15 protein-coding genes and 2 pseudogenes are annotated in these 16,825 nt (G+C 68.2%); 15 read left to right on the forward strand and 2 right to left on the reverse strand.

The genetic code is table 11. From position 1 onward, the window contains the following. Position 1 precedes the first annotated feature (1 nt). The 6 genes from ACQPWZ_RS35480 to ACQPWZ_RS35505 are packed head-to-tail and all read left to right on the forward strand — an operon-like array spanning position 2 to position 6,536. On the forward strand, positions 2-955 hold the full coding sequence (locus tag ACQPWZ_RS35480; RefSeq protein WP_433573568.1) for a DnaJ C-terminal domain-containing protein: 954 nt from the start codon (positions 2-4) through the stop codon (positions 953-955). After that, positions 952-1,359, forward strand: a complete 408-nt coding sequence (locus tag ACQPWZ_RS35485) for a chaperone modulator CbpM (RefSeq protein WP_433573569.1) — start codon at positions 952-954, stop codon at positions 1,357-1,359. The genes ACQPWZ_RS35480 and ACQPWZ_RS35485 overlap by 4 nt, the downstream gene beginning before the upstream one ends. After that, complete coding sequence (gene clpB / locus ACQPWZ_RS35490; RefSeq protein WP_433573570.1) at positions 1,350-3,992, forward strand: ATP-dependent chaperone ClpB; 2,643 nt, start codon at positions 1,350-1,352, stop codon at positions 3,990-3,992. Before ACQPWZ_RS35485 ends, clpB begins: the two co-directional genes overlap by 10 nt. A 5-nt stretch (positions 3,993-3,997) precedes the next feature. After that, positions 3,998-4,453 carry a thioredoxin gene (trxA, locus tag ACQPWZ_RS35495; RefSeq protein WP_433573929.1) on the forward strand — a complete coding sequence of 152 codons (456 nt, stop codon included), beginning with the start codon at positions 3,998-4,000 and terminating at the stop codon, positions 4,451-4,453. Positions 4,454-4,509: 56 nt separating this feature from the next. Then, positions 4,510-4,770: a UBP-type zinc finger domain-containing protein gene (locus ACQPWZ_RS35500; RefSeq protein ID WP_340477555.1), complete on the forward strand. Its 261-nt coding sequence runs from the start codon at positions 4,510-4,512 to the stop codon at positions 4,768-4,770. Next, on the forward strand, positions 4,770-6,536 hold the full coding sequence (locus tag ACQPWZ_RS35505) for an FAD-dependent oxidoreductase (protein ID WP_433573571.1): 1,767 nt from the start codon (positions 4,770-4,772) through the stop codon (positions 6,534-6,536). The genes ACQPWZ_RS35500 and ACQPWZ_RS35505 overlap by 1 nt, the downstream gene beginning before the upstream one ends. Positions 6,537-6,647: 111 nt before the next feature. On the opposite strand, the pseudogene ACQPWZ_RS35510 reads toward ACQPWZ_RS35505, so the two are convergent. After that, positions 6,648-6,968 (reverse strand): annotated as a pseudogene (locus tag ACQPWZ_RS35510) (DUF2267 domain-containing protein); the annotation flags it as partial. Positions 6,969-7,041: 73 nt separating this feature from the next. On the opposite strand from ACQPWZ_RS35510, the pseudogene ACQPWZ_RS35515 reads away from it, so the two are divergent. The 4 genes and pseudogenes from ACQPWZ_RS35515 to ACQPWZ_RS35530 all read left to right on the forward strand — a co-directional run. Further along, positions 7,042-7,261, forward strand: a pseudogene (locus ACQPWZ_RS35515) (cyclic nucleotide-binding protein); the annotation flags it as partial. A 325-nt stretch (positions 7,262-7,586) separates the two neighbouring features. Beyond that, complete coding sequence (locus ACQPWZ_RS35520; RefSeq protein WP_433573572.1) at positions 7,587-9,542, forward strand: MFS transporter; 1,956 nt, start codon at positions 7,587-7,589, stop codon at positions 9,540-9,542. A gap of 38 nt (positions 9,543-9,580) precedes the next feature. Continuing rightward, positions 9,581-10,027 carry an Hsp20/alpha crystallin family protein gene (locus ACQPWZ_RS35525; protein ID WP_433573573.1) on the forward strand — a complete coding sequence of 149 codons (447 nt, stop codon included), beginning with the start codon at positions 9,581-9,583 and terminating at the stop codon, positions 10,025-10,027. Between the two features lie 74 nt (positions 10,028-10,101). Then, positions 10,102-10,530 carry a DUF2267 domain-containing protein gene (locus tag ACQPWZ_RS35530; protein WP_433573574.1) on the forward strand — a complete coding sequence of 143 codons (429 nt, stop codon included), beginning with the start codon at positions 10,102-10,104 and terminating at the stop codon, positions 10,528-10,530. 373 nt (positions 10,531-10,903) lie between these two features. Here the strand turns inward: ACQPWZ_RS35530 and ACQPWZ_RS35535 are convergent, their stop codons facing one another. Further along, positions 10,904-11,170: a hypothetical protein gene (locus ACQPWZ_RS35535; protein ID WP_340477561.1), complete on the reverse strand. Its 267-nt coding sequence runs from the start codon at positions 11,168-11,170 to the stop codon at positions 10,904-10,906. Between the two features lie 343 nt (positions 11,171-11,513). Here ACQPWZ_RS35535 and ACQPWZ_RS35540 point away from each other — a divergent pair, with 343 nt between their 5' ends. The 5 genes from ACQPWZ_RS35540 to ACQPWZ_RS35560 all read left to right on the forward strand — a co-directional run bounded on the left by ACQPWZ_RS35540 (position 11,514) and on the right by ACQPWZ_RS35560 (position 16,629). Further along, on the forward strand, positions 11,514-11,861 hold the full coding sequence (locus tag ACQPWZ_RS35540) for a hypothetical protein (protein ID WP_433573575.1): 348 nt from the start codon (positions 11,514-11,516) through the stop codon (positions 11,859-11,861). A gap of 38 nt (positions 11,862-11,899) precedes the next feature. Next, positions 11,900-12,646: a hypothetical protein gene (locus ACQPWZ_RS35545; RefSeq protein ID WP_433573576.1), complete on the forward strand. Its 747-nt coding sequence runs from the start codon at positions 11,900-11,902 to the stop codon at positions 12,644-12,646. A 536-nt stretch (positions 12,647-13,182) separates the two neighbouring features. Further along, a complete protein-coding gene (locus ACQPWZ_RS35550) occupies positions 13,183-14,298 on the forward strand; it encodes a hypothetical protein (RefSeq protein WP_433573577.1) in 1,116 nt (371 codons plus the stop codon). A gap of 1,206 nt (positions 14,299-15,504) precedes the next feature. Beyond that, positions 15,505-16,236 carry a hypothetical protein gene (locus tag ACQPWZ_RS35555; protein WP_433573578.1) on the forward strand — a complete coding sequence of 244 codons (732 nt, stop codon included), beginning with the start codon at positions 15,505-15,507 and terminating at the stop codon, positions 16,234-16,236. Between the two features lie 198 nt (positions 16,237-16,434). After that, positions 16,435-16,629, forward strand: a complete 195-nt coding sequence (locus ACQPWZ_RS35560; RefSeq protein WP_433573579.1) for a hypothetical protein — start codon at positions 16,435-16,437, stop codon at positions 16,627-16,629. The last annotated feature ends 196 nt before the right edge of the window (positions 16,630-16,825 follow it).

Consider the following 16,825-nt stretch of genomic DNA (forward strand, 5'->3'; position numbering starts at 1 on the left):
CATGGCACGGGACTTCTACGACGTGCTCGGGGTGCGGCGCGACGCGGACTCCGAGGAGATCCAGCAGGCGTTCCGCAAACTGGCGCGCAAGCATCACCCCGACATCAGCAAGGACCCGCAGTCCGAGGAGCGCTTCAAGGAGATCAACGAGGCGTACAGCGTGCTCTCCGATCCCAAGATGCGGCAGCGCTACGACCGTTTCGGTGAGAACTTCCGGCAGATTCCGGAGGATTACGACGAGCGGGTGGCGGCGGGCGCGGGCGCGCGTGGCGGCCCCTACGGCCGGCCGGGTGGAGGCGGCCGGGTCCGCTACAGCACCGGCGGCGGGCAGGGGTTCGACGACGCGGGCATCAACTTCGAGGACCTGTTCGGCGGGATGTTCGGGCGCGGTGCCGGCGGTGGGGGCTTTGGGCCGGTCCCGGGGGCGGATCAGGAGGCGGAGATCGAGCTCGGCGTGGTGGAGGCGTACCGGGGCGGTCACCGGAGTATCACCCTGGCCGGTCCGGACGGGCAGCGGACCTATGACGTGAACATCCCGCGCGGAGTGGTCGACGGTCAGCGCATCCGGCTGGCCGGGGAAGGCGGGCGGGGGAGTGGGGACGGACCGGCGGGCGACCTGCTCCTGCGGGTCCGGATCAAGCCGGACTCGCAGTTCCGGCTGGAGGGCCGGGACATCCACGTCGCGGTACCGGTGACCCCCTGGGAGGCGGCGCTGGGCGCGACGGTGCCGGTCCCTACCCCCACCGGATCGGCCAGGGTCGCGGTGCCCGCCGGTTCCTCCAGCGGTCGGCGGCTGCGGCTGCGGGGTGAGGGCATGCCCAATCCGCGCGGCCCCGACGGAGACCTCTACGCGGAGATCCGCATCATGGTGCCGCCTGAGCTCGACGGCGAGGAGCGCGAGCTCTTCGAGAAGCTGGCGGCCGTGTCCACCTTCGACCCGAGGAAGCCAGGATGAGCAACGATCCGCGATCCGCAGCCGCCCCGGGACCCGGGGGAGCGAGCCGCACGGAGGCAGCCCCGCGACAGCACCTCGATGTGCGGGTCCGCAGCTACGCGATGGTGCCGGTGCGCCGGCTCAGCCTGGACACCGTCGCCCGGCGCTCGGGTCTCCACCCCGACCTCGTACGGCGGTTCGTCAGCCTCGGCCTCGTCGAGGCGACCCGTGACGACCGCGGAGAGCTCCGGTTCCCGCCGACCGCTCCGGCGACCCTGGCCCGTATCCAGCGGTTGCGGGCCGGGCTTCCCCTCAACTACGCGTCCATCGGCCTGGTTCTGGATCTGCTCGACCGGATTACCGAACTGGAGGACGCGTTGCGGCGCAGTAACACCAGTTCGAGGAGGGATGAATCGTGGATATGAACCGGCTCACGCAGAAGTCGCAGGAGGCTTTGCAGGAGGCGCAGACGATCGCCGGCCGGTTGAATCAGACCGAGGTCGATGGTGAGCATCTGCTGCTTGCCCTTCTCGACCAGCCGGACGGGCTGATTCCGCGACTGTTCGACCAGGCGGGCGCGGATACCGAGGCGTTGCGCTCAGCCCTGTCCGCGGAGTTGGCGCGCCGGCCGAAGGTGACCGGCCCCGGCGCCACGCCGGGGCAGGTGTTCATCACCCAGCGGCTGGCGAAGCTGCTGGACGCGGCCGGGGAGGAGGCGAAGCGGCTGAAGGATGAGTATGTGTCGGTCGAACACCTCGTCCTGGCGCTGGGGGATGAGGGGTCCGCGACGGCTGCGGGACGTCTGCTCGCCGAGAACGGTGTGACGAAGGACGGGTTCCTGTCCGCCCTGACCCGTATCCGCGGTAACCAGCGCGTCACGTCGGCGACGCCCGAGGGGTCTTACGAGGCGTTGGAGAAGTACGGTCGTGATCTCGTCGCGGAGGCGCGGACGGGCCGGATGGATCCGGTGATCGGCCGTGACGAGGAGATCCGGCGTGTGATCCAGATCCTCAGCCGTAAGACGAAGAACAACCCTGTCCTGATCGGTGATCCGGGGGTGGGCAAGACGGCGATCGTCGAGGGCCTGGCGCAGCGGATCGTCCGTGGTGATGTGCCCGACGGGCTGCGTGACAGGACGATTTTCGCTCTCGACATGAGTTCGCTGGTGGCCGGCGCGAAGTATCGCGGTGAGTTCGAGGAACGCCTCCAGGCGGTGCTTGGCGAGGTCAAGGGCGGCGAGGGGCGGATCCTGCTGTTCATCGACGAACTCCACACCGTCGTCGGTGCGGGAGGCGGCGCCGAGGGTGCCATGGACGCGGGCAACATGCTCAAGCCCATGCTGGCCCGCGGTGAGCTGCACATGATCGGCGCCACCACCCTGGAGGAGTACCGCAAGTACGTGGAGTCCGACGCGGCGCTCGAACGCCGCTTCCAGCAGGTTGTGGTGGACGAGCCGAGCGTCGAGGACACCGTCTCCATCCTGCGCGGACTGCGGGAACGCCTGGAGGTCTTCCACGGCGTGAAGATCCAGGACACCGCGCTGGTCGCCGCGGCGATGCTCAGCCACCGCTACATCTCCGACCGCTTCCTGCCGGACAAGGCCATCGACCTGGTCGACGAGGCCTGCGCCCGGCTGCGGACCGAGATCGACTCCATGCCGGCCGAACTCGACGGGATCACCCGCCGGGTGACCCGGCTGGAGATCGAGGCGGCGGCGCTGGAGAAGGAGAGCGATGCCGCGAGCGCCAAGCGCCTGGACGAACTGCGCCGTGAACTGTCCGACCTGCGCTCCGAGTCCGACGCGATGCACGCCCAGTGGGAGGCCGAACGCCAGGCCATCCGGCGTGTGCAGGAACTGCGGCAGGAACTGGAACAGGTCCGCCAGGACGCCGAGGAGGCCGAACGGACCTACGACCTCAACCGCGCGGCCGAGCTGCGCTACGGCCAGCTCACCGAACTGGAACGGCGGCTGGCGGCCGAGGAGGAGGCACTCGCGGCCAAGCAGGGCGAGAGCCGGCTGCTGCGCGAGGTCGTCACCGAGGACGAGATCGCCGAGATCGTCGCCGCCTGGACCGGTATCCCCGTCACCCGCCTCCAGGAGGGCGAGCGCGAGAAGCTGCTGCGACTGGACGAGATCCTCGGCGAGCGGGTGGTGGGCCAGGACGAGGCGGTCAAGCTCGTCACCGACGCCATCATCCGGGCCCGCGCCGGCATCCGCGACCCGCGGCGGCCCATCGGCTCGTTCGTCTTCCTCGGCCCCACCGGCGTCGGGAAGACCGAGCTGGCCAAAACACTCGCCGCCGCCCTGTTCGACAGCGAGGAGAGCCTGATCCGCCTCGACATGAGCGAGTACCAGGAACGGCACACCGTGAGCCGGCTGGTCGGAGCGCCGCCCGGATACGTCGGCTACGAGGAAGGCGGCCAGCTCACCGAAGCGGTGCGCCGCAAGCCGTACTCCGTGGTCCTGTTCGACGAGGTGGAGAAGGCGCACGCCGATGTGTTCAACACCCTGCTCCAGGTACTCGACGACGGCCGCATCACCGACGCCCAGGGCCGCACCGTCGACTTCCGCAACACGGTCGTCATCATGACGTCCAACCTCGGATCGACCCATCTGCTGGACGGGGTGAGCGCCGACGGCGAGATCAAACCCGAAGCACGCGCCCTGGTGATGGGCGAACTGCAGAGCCACTTCCGCCCCGAGTTCCTCAACCGCATCGACGACGTCGTGCTGTTCAAGCCCCTGGGCATGGACCAGATCAAGCACATCGTGGAGCTCCAGTTCGAGGATCTGCGCCGGCGCCTGGCCGAGCGGCAGATCACCGTCGAACTGACCGAGCCAGCCCGCGAACTCATCGCCCAACAGGGCTTCGACCCCGTCTACGGAGCCCGGCCGCTGCGCCGGTACATCTCCCACGAGGTCGAGACGCTCATCGGCCGGGCCCTGATCCGCGGTGACGTGCAGGACGGATCGGTGATCCGGGTCGACGCCCAGAACGGCGAACTGATCGTCACCTACGGCGCGTCCGACCCGGCCGACGTGCAGAAGGCCGCGTGACTCCGATGGCCGGCCAAGGGACCGCGACCAGGACCGTGACGGTCAACTGCACCGAATGCGGCCACAAGAACCGGCTGCCGGCAGCGGCGCAGGGAAACCCCCGCTGCGGCAACTGCCGCTCGCCGCTCCCGTGGATCACCGACGCCGGCGACGACGACTTCGCGGACATCGCGGAGAAGGCCACGCCCTTCGTACTCGTGGACCTGTGGGCCACCTGGTGCGGCCCCTGCCGCATGGTCAGCCCCGCTCTGGAGCAGATCGCCCACGAACTCGCCGGCCGGATCAAACTCGTCAAAGTTGACGTCGACCAGGCCCCCCGCATCGCCCAGCGGTTCCAGGTCCAAGCCGTACCGACCCTGCTCCTGCTCGACAACGGAGAGGTGATCGCCCGCCAAGCGGGCGCAGCGCCCGCCGCGACCCTGCGCACATGGGTCGAGGAAACCATCGCCGGCCGCCGCTGACGGCCGGGGGCGTACCGCCATCGATCGAAGCAGACCCCAACGGAAGAGGACCCGCCATGTTGGCCAACGATCCCCACTTGGCACTCGTGCGCCCCGTCACCCCACGCACGCCACGAGGCTGTGAGGACTGCCTAGCTCTCGGCTCCCCCTGGGTGCACCTCCGACTGTGCCTGACCTGCGGGCACGTCGGGTGCTGCGACTCCTCGCCGCTCAAGCACGCCCGCCAGCACGCCGCATCTGACGGTCACCCCATCGTCCAGTCATTCGAACCGGGCGAGGACTGGCGCTGGTGCTACGTAGACGAAGCGATGGTCTGATGAACGCCGCCGCAGAAAGCCGGGATGGGCTGCTGACCGAGACCCCCGATCAGTTCGGGGCGTATCCCAAGCTGACGCCCGAGCAGATCGAGGTTCTGAAACCGCACGGCAGGAAACGGCCCACGAGCGAGGGCGCGGTGCTGTTCCGGGAGGGTGAGCCCTTCGGCGAGTTCCTCGTCGTGCTCGCCGGACTGGTCGAGGTCGTCCACGACCACGAGGGCCCCGACGAACGTACCGTCGCCGTGCACGGACCGGGACGTTTCCTCGGCGAACTGGGCCTGTTGGAGGGGCAGGCCGCGTTCTACTCGGCCATCGTCCGTGAGCCGGGCGAAGTGCTCGCCGTTCCCGTGGACCGGCTGCGCGCCATCGTGGCGGGTGATCCGGTCGTCGGTGACCTGATCCTTCGTGCCTACCTCGGCCGGCGCGCGCTGCTCATCGGCCTCGGCGCCGGCTTCCGGATCCTCGGCTCCTGCTACTCGCCGGATACTCGGCGACTGCGCGAGTTCGCCGCCCGGAACCGGCTTCCGCACCGGTGGATCGACTTGGAGCGGGACAAGGACGCCGAAGAACTGCTGCGCCGCTTCGGTGTCCGCCCCGAGGAGACTCCGGTCGTCATATGGAAGGGCGAGGTGCTGCGCAACCCCGGCAACGCCGAACTCGCACGGGTCATTGGCCTCCCCGCGCCCTCGCCCGAGGTCACCCAGTGCGACGTGCTGGTGATCGGCGCTGGACCGGCCGGACTGGCCACCTCCGTCTACGGCGCCTCCGACGGCCTGGTGACTGTCACCGTGGACGGCGTCGCCGCCGGCGGCCAGGCCGGGACCTCGTCGCGCATTGAGAACTATCTCGGCTTCCCCTCCGGCATCTCCGGCGCCGAGCTCATCGAACGCTCGGTCCTCCAGGCGCACAAGTTCGGCGCGCGGCTCACGATCCCCGCCGAGGCTACCGGCCTGGAGGCGTGCGACGGCCACTACGTCGTCGCCTTTGCCGACGGCACCACGATCGAGACCAGCACGGTCGTGCTGGCGTTGGGTGCGCGCTTCCGTCAGCTGCGCGTCCCGGGCATCGAACGCTTCGAAGGGTCCAGCGTCTACTACGCGGCCACGCTGCACGAGGCCCACATGTGCCGGACGGACCCGATCGCCGTGGTCGGCGGCGGCAATTCTGCCGGACAGGGCGTGCTGTTCCTCTCCCGGTACGCGCCGCACACCCACCTGATCGTCCGCGGCGGGGACCTCAATCAGGACATGTCGCGCTACCTGGTCGATCAGGTGGAGCGCAATCCGAAGATCACTGTCCTGGTGAACAGCGAGGTGATGGAGACCCGTGGCGACGGAGTCCTGGAGACGCTGGTGGTGCGGAACAACGTGTCCGGCGAGGTCCACGAGATCCAAGGGCGCGCGCTGTTCGTCTTCATCGGGGCGGCGCCGCCCACTGATTGGGTCAAGGACGTGATCGCCCTCGACGACGAGGGCTTCGTCCTCACCGGCCCGGATGCCCAGGCCCGCGCCGAGGCAGGCGAGTGGGCGCCGCTCGGCCGAGCGCCGATGTTGCTCGAGACGACGCGGCCCGGAGTCTTCGCGGTGGGTGACGTCCGCAGCGGCTCGGTGAAGAGGGTGGCGTCGGCGGCCGGCGAAGGGGCGATCGCGGTCAGACTGGTGCACGAGCACCAGGCCCAGGAGGGCAACCTGGTCCGCACGGTGTCCGGCGTCGAATACCGGCTCGTCCCCGGGCAGCAGCCGGGCGCGGGCCCGTCAAGCCAATGACATCCACCCGACAGCAACGGCCCGACAGCGACGGTACTGAAGGCGCCGCGGACGCCGATTATCGCCTCCACCGCTGACCCGTGGGCCACGGCGGCCTCCGAGTCCCATTGGTTACGGCAGTACGGAGGCCAGCGAGTTCGGCAGTCCGGACTTGAGGTGGTTCCACTCGCCTTCGCTGATGTGGCCTTCAAGAGCTTCCAGAACGGTGTGCACGACGCGTTCGATGCCGCCGTCGACCGCGTAGGGAAAGTCATCCCGCACCCTTTGGAAAAACTCCTCGACGCTGAGTTTCACCGGCGTGGACGGTTTCCATCCGTCGTAGTAGACGCCTCGGATCAGGATGGGAAGCTGCGCGCCGAAGTGTGCCGTCCCCTCGACGGGGAGCCGGTCCCGAAGCCCGTGCAGGACGGCACGCAGCGCGGCGTACGACTGCTTCCGACGTTCCTTGGGCCACTCGTTGGATCTCTCCGGGCAGCCGCAGCCGGTATTCGAAGGAACCGGTCCGACGGGTGCTTCGGCGCAGGCCGATACAGCCCCCGCCGTCTGGGAGAGCCGCGGCCGGAAACTGCCTGCTCCTGGAGACCAGCTTGCCGGGCGTCTTCGCAGCGGGCGACATCCGCAGCGGCTCGGTGAAACGCGTGGCCTCAGCGGTGGGGGAGGGGGCGATGGCCGTCCAACTCGTCCACGAACACCTCGGCCATACGACCACTGCCGGTACGCGGTGAGGGGCCAGGGCTGGACTTGAAGCGCCCGGGGTGACGGGAACGCAGGGTTCCGGGGCGGCCGGGACGGGGGACCCCTGGCTCGATGATCGCAGGACTGGGCGGAATCCAGATGAGATGCGGGTCCCCGTACCGCACGCATGTGCTCGGCGTCGACCCCGCGACTGCGCTCGGAGGGCCACTGGCAGCAGGGGCTTTCGTCCCCGCAGGAGCAGGTGCGTCGCCCGCCCTCTTGCCAGGGTGGAAGCACCATCGCAGCGGAGTGCGGCCACCGAACGTCCGGACACGGCCGGGACTTCGTCCCCCGAGCCACCTGGGGTGAAACGCAATGACAACCGTGGCAGGCTCCGAACCGGGTACGGTGACCACGCGCGTGCCCGCCAGGCTCGACCGGCTGCCGTGGTCCCGCTTCCACTGGCGCATCGTGATCGGCCTCGGGACGGTATGGGTCCTGGACGGCCTCGAAGTGACCATCGTCGGGGCCGTCGCCTCCAGGATGACCGAGCCGGGCAGTGGGATCGACGTCACCAGCGCCGACATCGGGACCGGCGCTGCGATCTACGTGGCGGGGGCCTGTCTCGGCGCTCTGCTCTTCGGGCGTCTCACGGACCGGTTCGGGCGCAAGAAGCTGTTCATGGTCACCCTGGGCATTTACATTCTCGCCACCGTCGCGACGGCGTTCTCCATGGACGCCTGGTACTTCTTCCTCGCACGCTTCATCACAGGCATGGGCATCGGCGGCGAATACGCGGCCATCAACTCGGCCATCGACGAACTGATTCCCGCCCGAAACCGCGGCCAGGTGGACCTTGCCATCAACGGTAGCTACTGGGTTGGCGCCGCGATCGGCAGCCTGGCCGCACTGGCCTTCCTCAGCACGACGCTCTTCGAGGCCGATCTCGGCTGGCGGCTGGCGTTCGCCATTGGCGGCGTCCTCGGTTTCGCGATCATGCTGGTGCGCCGGTCCGTCCCGGAGAGTCCACGCTGGCTGTTCATTCACGGGCGCGAGGAGGAGGCGGAACGCATCGTCGACCGTATCGAGGCCGAAGTCCGGGAGGAGACGGGCCAAGAGCTGCCTGAACCGGGCGAGGCCATCACCATCCGGCAGCGTGACGATATCCCCTTCACCGAGATCGCCAGGGTGGCGCTGCATCGCTATCCGCGCCGGGCGGTCCTCGGGCTGGCGCTCTTCGTCGGCCAGGCTTTCCTGTACAACGCGATCGTCTTCGATCTCGGGACGCTTCTGAACGGCTTCTTCGGGATCGAATCGGGCGAGGTCCCGTACTTCATGGCCGTGTTCGCCGCCGCGAACTTCCTCGGTCCACTTCTTCTGGGCCGGCTCTTCGACACTGTCGGCAGGAAACCGATGATCACGGCCACCTACGTCGGTTCGGCGATCGTCGCCGCCCTCCTCGCCGGGCTGCTGCTGAGCGGCTCACTCACGGCCTGGTGGTTCTTCCTGCTGGTTTCCGTGACGTTCTTCATCGCCTCTGCGGGAGCGAGCTCGGCCTATCTCACGGTCAGCGAGGTCTTCCCCATGGAGACCCGCGCACTGTCCATCTCGCTCTTCTTCGCCGTCGGCACGGCCGTGGGCGGAATCACCGGGCCCATGCTGTTCGGGCAGTTCATCCACAGCGGCAACGCCGACCTGGTGGCCCTGGGGTTCTTCATCGGGGCCGGCGCGATGCTTCTCGGCGGCCTCGCCGAGATCGCCTTCGGTGTCCGCGCCGAGCAGCAGTCGCTCGAGAACATCGCCAGGCCCCTCACCGCGGAGGAGGCGGAGGCGGACTGGCGCAACGAGCCCTCGCCACAAGCGATACGCGACCGCGCCCGGTCACCGGAAGTCCGCCGAGCCGTACGGGAGCGGGAGCAGCGGATCGCCGACCGCAGTGCCCGGCGCAGGGAACACGACCGCGCCGGAGCGCGCAGGTACCGGCCCGGCCCCGGCTCCGGCAGTGCGTTTCCCTCGCCCGGCATGGTCGGCACCGCGTCCACGGCGAGCAGGTACGCAGCTGCGGCCGACCACGCCCTCGACGACGAGATCGAGCAGATGTCCCAAGCACTGGCCACGCGCGGCCCGACCCGCCGCAACGAACTCGAAAGGGCCGTCGGCGGGCGCACGTGGGGCCCCGGCCGCTTCGACAGGGCTCTGCGGCAAGCGGTACGTGAGTCGCGCGCGAAGAGCCTGCCCGACGACGCCTTCGCTGCGCCCGACCGGCCTGCCGAACCGGGCAGTGAGCGCAGGCAGTCCGACAACGACCGACACCAGAGAGGTGATGGATGATGGCCACTCCCGTTCGACGACACCGGAGCCCGGGAGCGATGGAGCGCCCGCTCGGTTGGACCCGCAACCCCCTGGCCGAGTTCGACGAGCTGATCAGCCAGATGGGCGGGTTGCTGGAGTCCACCGTCGGAACGCCGCAGGCGGCCGGCATGGCCCCATGGACGCCGTCCGCGGACGTGACGGAGGCGGACGACGCGTACTACGTCGAAATCGAACTCCCTGGGGTCAAGAGCAAGGACATCGACGTCGAGGTCAGCGGTCAGGACCTGATCGTCACCGGCGAGATCAAGGACCGCGAGCGCAAAGGCGTCTTGCGCCGGAACGCTCGCCGCACGGGCCGCTTCGAGTACCGGGTCGTGCTTCCGTCCGAAGTGAACACCGAAGGTGTCAAGGCCGACATGTCGGAGGGCGTCCTCACGGTCACCGTTCCCAAGGCAGACGTGGCGAAGCCCCGTCACGTCGAGATCACAGAGCGCACCGAATGAGCCCTGCACAGCCCGTCGGTGGCGGCCCCGGGCCCCAGGCCCGGGGCCGCCACCGACGGAGGAAGGAATGCGAGATGGTTGAGACAGGATTCACCCCGTTCAACACCATGGTGGACAAGGCCAACCGTCTTCTGAAGGAGATCGAGGAAGCCTTCGGATGGCCCAAGGAACGCCGGAACCAGTCGTACGCCGCCTTGCGCGCCGTCCTGCATGCCCTGCGGGACCGCTTGCCGGTCGACGAGGCCGTGCAGTTCGGTGCACAGCTCCCTACCCTGGTACGCGGTGTCTACTACGACGGCTGGAAGCCTTCGAAGACGCCCGTGAAGCTGGGCACCGAGGAGTTCCTCGAGCGCGTACAGGGTGACTTCCCTTATGCCATTGACGGTGGCACGGGCCGGCTGGTGCACACGGTCCTGGGCACGCTCAAGAACCACATCAGCCCGGGTGAGTGGGAGGACATCAAATCCAGCCTCCCCGGATCGCTGGCCGGAGTCCTGCCGTAGGAGTTCTGTTTGCCGCTAGCGGGCCGAGACTGGTGTCCGACGGCGCGGCGTGGGTGCGGGCGGCCTCGCCAGCCGCTGGTCACTGGTGGCCTGACTCCGAGCAGGAGATCGAAAACGGACCGGACCTGCTCCCAGTGGTGACTCTGCGAGTTTTTGAGGGTGGGGACAGACGATCTTGAACGTGTGAGTGAGGACCAGGTTGAGACCACCGATGTCTCCGGACATGCTGCCTCGGTCTCCTCGTCGGGTTCGCGGTCCAGAGGCGGGTGAGTGGCGAGCCTCTCGAGAACGGTCGATCTTCCGGAAGGGGTGGTTGCTCTCCTGCAGGCCCTTGGTGAGGGGCAGGTCCCAGGCCGGTGCGCCGGCGCCCGACTCAGGTCGTCCGGGTCCCCGCCGACTTCCGTCCCCGCCGTCGCAGGGCCCGCAGCAGGCGCAACGGAAACAGACCGACGAGCGGGGCACGACGGCCCAGGTCTTCCAGGTCCTCCCGGTCGAAAGCGCGAGCGTAGCGCTGGGCGTCCGCCTCGGACGGATACCGCTTGGCGCCTTCCGCGCCGCAGCCCCGCACGCAGCGCCAGCGCATCGTCTCGCCCTCGCCGTAGAAGCGGAAGCGATGCCCGAGTATCTGGCAGCGGAGCATGACACCTCCTCCTGACCGCGCCCTGAGGCCCCCGCGGGAACGCCCGGGTTCGCCGCTCGCGACCGATGGGGCCGTATAGAGCCATTCTTTGCTTGGTTGCTCCAGTGTGCGACCCCACCCCGTTTCGCATGCCGGTCGGCGCGACCAGAGGGGCGACTGCCACGACACGCTTCGGGCGACGGGACAGTGCCTGGCGCAGGATGAGCGGCGAGCGCCCTGAGGGCTGGGTGTTCTCCTACCCACCTGCTGGCGGGGGCCAGCGTGTCACGCCGCGCCGACGTTACCTCCGGGGCATCCTGTGGGCACTTGCGATCGTGGGGGTGGCCGGAGTGAAGGGTCCAACATGCGGGTGTCATCTCAGGGCGTCACGGTCGTAGCTCTCCTGGCGGATCCCGATGCGCCCACGGACATCGCGCAACGCATTGCCCGGATACTTCCTGCCCGGCTCGCCGACAAGTCGGGCCAGGGGCGACGGTTCGATGTCGAGGTGGTCAGCGAGCCATTCACCTCTGGGGCCGAGGACCTGCCCACCTTGATGCGCCGGATCATGGATCGCGGACGTGCAGAGAATTGGGACATCGTCATCGCCCTCACCGACCTTCCGCTGCTCTCACACGGGCGCAAGCTCGTTGTGGACCTGAGTCACGAACACGGCCTGGCGCTGCTGTCTCTGCCTCCGCTGGGGGCTTGAGGTTGCAGACGAGAGCTGGGCGGGTCGTGGAGGCAGCCGTGCTGGGCTTGGTAGGTCCGCAGGCCACACAGGCTGAAGGACCTGCGCCAAGTCCGCCGCTTCTGGCACCCTTTGCCGGTCGTCTCACGCCAATCCACCCGAGCCCGGTCGGTGAGGAGGAGACCGCCGATCTGCGATATGTCGTCAGCGGGCTGCGCGGTTACCTGAGAGTGCTCTTCGGCATGGTCCGCGCCAACCGTCCGTGGCGTTTGGTGCCAGGCCTGTCGAAAGCCCTGGCGGCCGCACTTGCCACGGGGGCCATCGCCACCCTGGACTCCACCGTCTGGAGTCTGGCCGGGGCCCTGAGCGCGCCGCGCCTCGTGATCGCCATGGTCGGGTCACTCGGGATCATGATCGGGTGGCTGATCGTAGACGGGGAGCTGTGGCACCGATCAACAGAGCTCTCGCGGGAGGCCAGGCAGAGGGCAAGGCTCTACAACGCCTCTACGGTCATGACCGTGGGTATCGGAGTGCTCGTCTGCTACGGGGGCTTGATCGTCATCAACTTGCTGTGGGCACTGTTCATCCTGAACGACCAAGTGTTCGCTGCCACGACACGAACCCCGCTGCACGCCACGGAATACCTGACGCTGTCATGGTTCGTCGCTTCGATTGCCACAGTGGGCGGTGCGCTGGGATCTGGCTTGGAGAGCGACGAAGCGATCCGGGCAGCGGCCTACTCGAAGCGCGAACAGGAACGTCGCACCATGCTCCAAAACGGCTACAGCGAAGAACCCTCGCAATGAACCGACTTGCGCAATTGGTTCCCGGACGCGGTGCGTTGGCATAGCCGCTGGCCGCAGGCCGGGAGTCCGGGCGACACGCGGCGGTCCTTTGGACCAGCCCGCGCCCACTGAACCAGGCCGCGTTCCGGATCCTCGGGTTCTTGGTCCAGAGGCGGCTTGTCGCCGTGAGACCAGTCCTACGGGGTGTGAGGGCGCCTGCGCAGTGGCAGGACACGGAGAGGCTGCCGCGTACCAGTCGTGGCTCGTCGGGCACGTCGGCGGACATGAGGCCGGGCTGAACGCGTAGACGGCGACGCCGGCCCTCCACTCCGCCCCTGACATCCGTCAGCATCTGATCGTCGCAGGTTGTTGAGCGCGGTCAACAACAGCTACCGTCGCCGCTTTCCTCCCTCTGACGACCTGCTTACCCGGTGCCGGGCTGAACGGGGGACGTCTGGCGTCGATGTGCCAGTCGCGCTCGACCGCCACATGGTAGGGCGTTACAACGGAACCTCGGGCCGAAAAGCCCTCAAGCCTACCCCAACCGGATTGAGACCGTGACAGATCTCCTGCCTGCCACTGCGGCGCACGCGGTGCGGATCGTGCTGGTCGCCGACCCCGGAGTGGCGGCGGAGGTCGCCCAGGAACTGGCCGATAAGCTGCCGCGGCTGCTGAGGCGGCGGGTCCGCGCGGACATCGATTGGCGGGTGACGGCGCGCACGGCGCCCCTGGTCGCGGACGAGCAACTGGACGTCTCCTCCGCGGTCGACGTCGTACGTCCCTTTCTCCCTGAGGGAGACTGGGACGCCGTAGTCTTCCTCACCGATCTGCCTCGACGAGCCGGCCTGAGCCCGGTCAGCGTCGAGGTGAGCCCGGCGGACCGGATCGCTCTGGTGTCCCTGCCCGCGCTCGGCTCCTGGCGGATGCGACGGCGCGCCAGGCATGTCGTCGCGGATGCCGTCGGCAGGCTCACCCGGGAGCGGGCCGATCTCGCTCCGGCGCCGGAGGAAGCCGGCCGGCTCAAAGCTTCGGGGACCAGCGAGGATGGCCTGGAACGCTTCATCGTGCCCGGCCTGCGCGGCCATCTGCGTCTCGTCACCGGCATGGTGCGGGCCAATCGGCCCTGGCGGCTCTTTGCCACCCTCTCCCGGGCACTGGCCGGTGTCTTCGCCACCGCCGCCTTCGGCCTGGTCAACACCTCGGCCTGGATCATCTCCTCGGGCATGGACGTGGGACGCCTGATCGGGGTCGCTGTTGCGTCGTTCCTCGCCCTCACGGCATGGATCATCATCGATCACGAGCTCTGGGAACGCCCTCACGATTCACTCTCCCGTCCCTTCTCCCGCCTCTACAACACAGTCACCTGCGTGACTATCACCCTCGGTGTGCTCTCCCTGTATCTGGTCCTGTTCCTCGTCCTCTTCGGTGTCACCATGCTCATCCTGAACCTTGCGGTCTTGGGCAAGGTTGTAGAGCAAGACGCAACAATGCACGACTACGCCGTGCTCGCCTGGTTCGTCAGCTCCATGGGCATGGTCGGGGGTGCGTTCGGATCCGGACTCGAAGACGACGGCACTGTCCGCAACGCCGCCTACGGCGAGCGTCAGCGCCAGCGGTGGCAGAACCTGCGAGAGAAGAAGAAGGTGCAGGAAGGGCAGCCGGGGGAGACGTAGAGCGCAGAGCCATGACGTTGCACCTCGCGCCCCGCCGTGGCCAGTTGGGCGTTCTTCTGCAGCCATACGGACGATGAAGCGGCTGGACGGGTTGCGCCGACACCCCCAGGTGGAGCCCTCTGCGTGGGGATCCGTACGTGTCGGTCCTGATCCGCCACAGGCCAGTCTCACCAGGCCACGGCCTCGCAGAACTCGCAGAAGTACCGGATCTCCGTCAACCCCCCGGGTCAGGTCGAAGGCGTACACCACCTCCGTGGACGCGACCGCCACTGTCCAGAAAGGCGCCGAGTGCCGTGGCGCGGCTCGGGTCCCGTGCGCATTCCTTCGGTCGTCGGCGGTTGGTCCGTGCGTCAGGGCACGCACCGCTCGCCGTCACGTGCCGACGACGTGCCGGAAGCAGCGGAAGCGTGTTGTGTTGTGTGTTCACGATGTCGAGCATTTCGTCCGGGCGCTTCCGCCTGCCGGATCAAATGGCGACTCCGCCTCTGGTACTGGACGGACGAAGGGAGATGTAGGCGGCGGAATATCCACTGAGCTGCACAAAAAGGCCGTAAAATGGTATGTGCCGTCACCCCGTGCACGTTTGACCAGAGCTCGAGATGAGGCCATGAATGCCGTTGCACAGGGCAACGCCTCTAGGTGACAGGGACTGTCATCGGGTGCCGCACTTGCCCTCCTGGCTCGTGCCAGCCGCACGGCACGCAACAGGCGCACAGGGAAGAGCCCCACCAACGGTGCCCGTCGCCCGAGGTCCTCGGCGTCCTCGTGGTCGAACGCCCGCGCATAACGCTCCGCGTCCTCGGCGCTCGGATACCGCTTTTGCCGTGCGCCCCGCAACCGCAACCGCAACCGCAACCGCAACCGCACTCGCAGCGCCGGCGCACGGTGGCGCCCTCGCTCTGGAAGCGGAACCGGTGTCCGACAAGACGGCAGCGCGGCACAGGGTGAGACGTTACGCCGGATACGGCAAGCGAGCCCGGTCCCTCGCCCGTACGGCGGATCGGCCGTGTCCCGAGGCGGAAGGGACGGCAGCATGACCACCACCTCCGGACTCCGTGCCATCACCACGAAGGTCCCCGGCCCGCCTCGACCGGCTGCGGTGGTCCCGGTTCCACTGGCGGATCGTCATCGGCCTCGGCACCGTATGGATTCTTCGTCGGCCGCGTTCGCTGCGGTCCGGCGAACTGCGGGCGGTGGGGCGGTCGCATGGATCTGAGCAGGAGCTGGTCGTTCGGCCGTTCCGGACGACCAAGAACACCTCGCGAGCTGGGAGGAACAATGCGGAACCGAACACTGAGCAAGATCGGCACACAGCTGTTGCGTTTGCGTCACGACTCGTCACACAGCTCACAGGACCGGGCGGCGCCGGCCGACTACGGCCTGGACCACAGGCAGGTCGCCGAATTCGTGGTCGGCACGCTGGACGCGGAGGCCGAGGCGGCGCTCGCCCATCAGGTGGCGCGGCTGCTGCCCTTCCACTGGACCTGGCCCACCCGGGTCGCGGAAGCGATGTCGCAGATCATGGACCACTTCGGTGATCAGCGTGAGCTGATGGCCTGGTTGGATCGGCACCCTGGTCGGCCACGGCTGGTGGCACGCCTGTACGTCTTCATGGGCCTCCTCGACTGGTACAGTGCGGCGCCCGCGGTCGTGACCGCGATGCGTGAGTACCGGGAGCGGACTCCGTATCCGCCGGGCCTGAAGCCCTACTTGGTGCCTGCCACCGATGACGCCACACTCGCGAGCATTGCTTTCAAGGTCGAGAAACTGCTCGGTGAGGAGCGAACCGAGGAGGCCGTCGAACTGGCCATGGCCACTGCGGCATGGCTGCAGCAGATCGCGCCGCGCGCGCAGGAACTCACCCCTGAGGTCGGCGACTTGGACGAGCTGATGGGGCAGGCGCGGCAGGACATCCGGGCGGCAGCAGCCGACATCTGAACACGACAGTCGAGGCGGCGGTAAACGGCATGACAGTGAAACTGAACGCGATGGCGTTTCGACCACGCAAAGAAGCTGACCGAAGAGGGCCGGATCGTCCTGGACGACCGGGACGAGTGGAGCGAGCACCGGCCTTCGGCAGCGGACGAGAATGCCTACCTCGAGGAGCACGGATTCAACGAGTACGCCCGGTGGTACTTGGGCATCGACGACGAGATGGGAGAGGAGACCAAGGGCCGGTACAAGTTCCCCTACGGCGACTTCGAGCGCGTCCACCGCTGCGGTGTGCTCGCTGCCGAGGTACGCGCCGGACAGCAGAAATACGCGGACATCCAAAACGCCACCGCGCACCTGCACGGACTGCTGGACGGCAGGCAGGCCGGGAACCGGTGACAGCGCCGAAAAGGGTGGGGTGCACCCTTACCCGGTCCCTGCTTACCCGGTCCCTGGTGACAGATCGTCCAGTGGCGCTAGGACTTGTGCGCCCGATCTACCTGCGACACGGACGGGCCTCGCTTCCTTGCACGGACGGCTGCAAAAACACTGCGCGAGTGCCTGGCGGCGCTCCTTTCATGCCTGTGCCCCTGCG

It is taken from the genome of Streptomyces sp. CA-251247, assembly GCF_050952975.1.
In the GTDB taxonomy this organism is placed as follows: domain Bacteria; phylum Actinomycetota; class Actinomycetes; order Streptomycetales; family Streptomycetaceae; genus Streptomyces; species Streptomyces achmelvichensis.

Bases quoted from the DNA above. Each gene is read 5' to 3' on its own strand.
- ACQPWZ_RS35525 (WP_433573573.1), top strand. From the start codon at position 9,581: ATGGAGCGCCCGCTCGGTTGGACCCGCAACCCCCTGGCCGAGTTCGAC.
- ACQPWZ_RS35480 (WP_433573568.1), top strand. From the start codon at position 2: ATGGCACGGGACTTCTACGACGTGCTCGGGGTGCGGCGCGACGCGGAC.
- ACQPWZ_RS35530 (WP_433573574.1), top strand. From the start codon at position 10,102: ATGGTTGAGACAGGATTCACCCCGTTCAACACCATGGTGGACAAGGCC.
- ACQPWZ_RS35535 (WP_340477561.1), bottom strand. From the start codon at position 11,170: ATGCTCCGCTGCCAGATACTCGGGCATCGCTTCCGCTTCTACGGCGAG.
- ACQPWZ_RS35505 (WP_433573571.1), top strand. From the start codon at position 4,770: ATGAACGCCGCCGCAGAAAGCCGGGATGGGCTGCTGACCGAGACCCCC.
- ACQPWZ_RS35500 (WP_340477555.1), top strand. From the start codon at position 4,510: ATGTTGGCCAACGATCCCCACTTGGCACTCGTGCGCCCCGTCACCCCA.
- ACQPWZ_RS35520 (WP_433573572.1), top strand. From the start codon at position 7,587: ATGACAACCGTGGCAGGCTCCGAACCGGGTACGGTGACCACGCGCGTG.
- ACQPWZ_RS35485 (WP_433573569.1), top strand. From the start codon at position 952: ATGAGCAACGATCCGCGATCCGCAGCCGCCCCGGGACCCGGGGGAGCG.
- trxA (WP_433573929.1), top strand. From the start codon at position 3,998: ATGGCCGGCCAAGGGACCGCGACCAGGACCGTGACGGTCAACTGCACC.
- ACQPWZ_RS35540 (WP_433573575.1), top strand. From the start codon at position 11,514: ATGCGGGTGTCATCTCAGGGCGTCACGGTCGTAGCTCTCCTGGCGGAT.
- ACQPWZ_RS35555 (WP_433573578.1), top strand. From the start codon at position 15,505: ATGGATCTGAGCAGGAGCTGGTCGTTCGGCCGTTCCGGACGACCAAGA.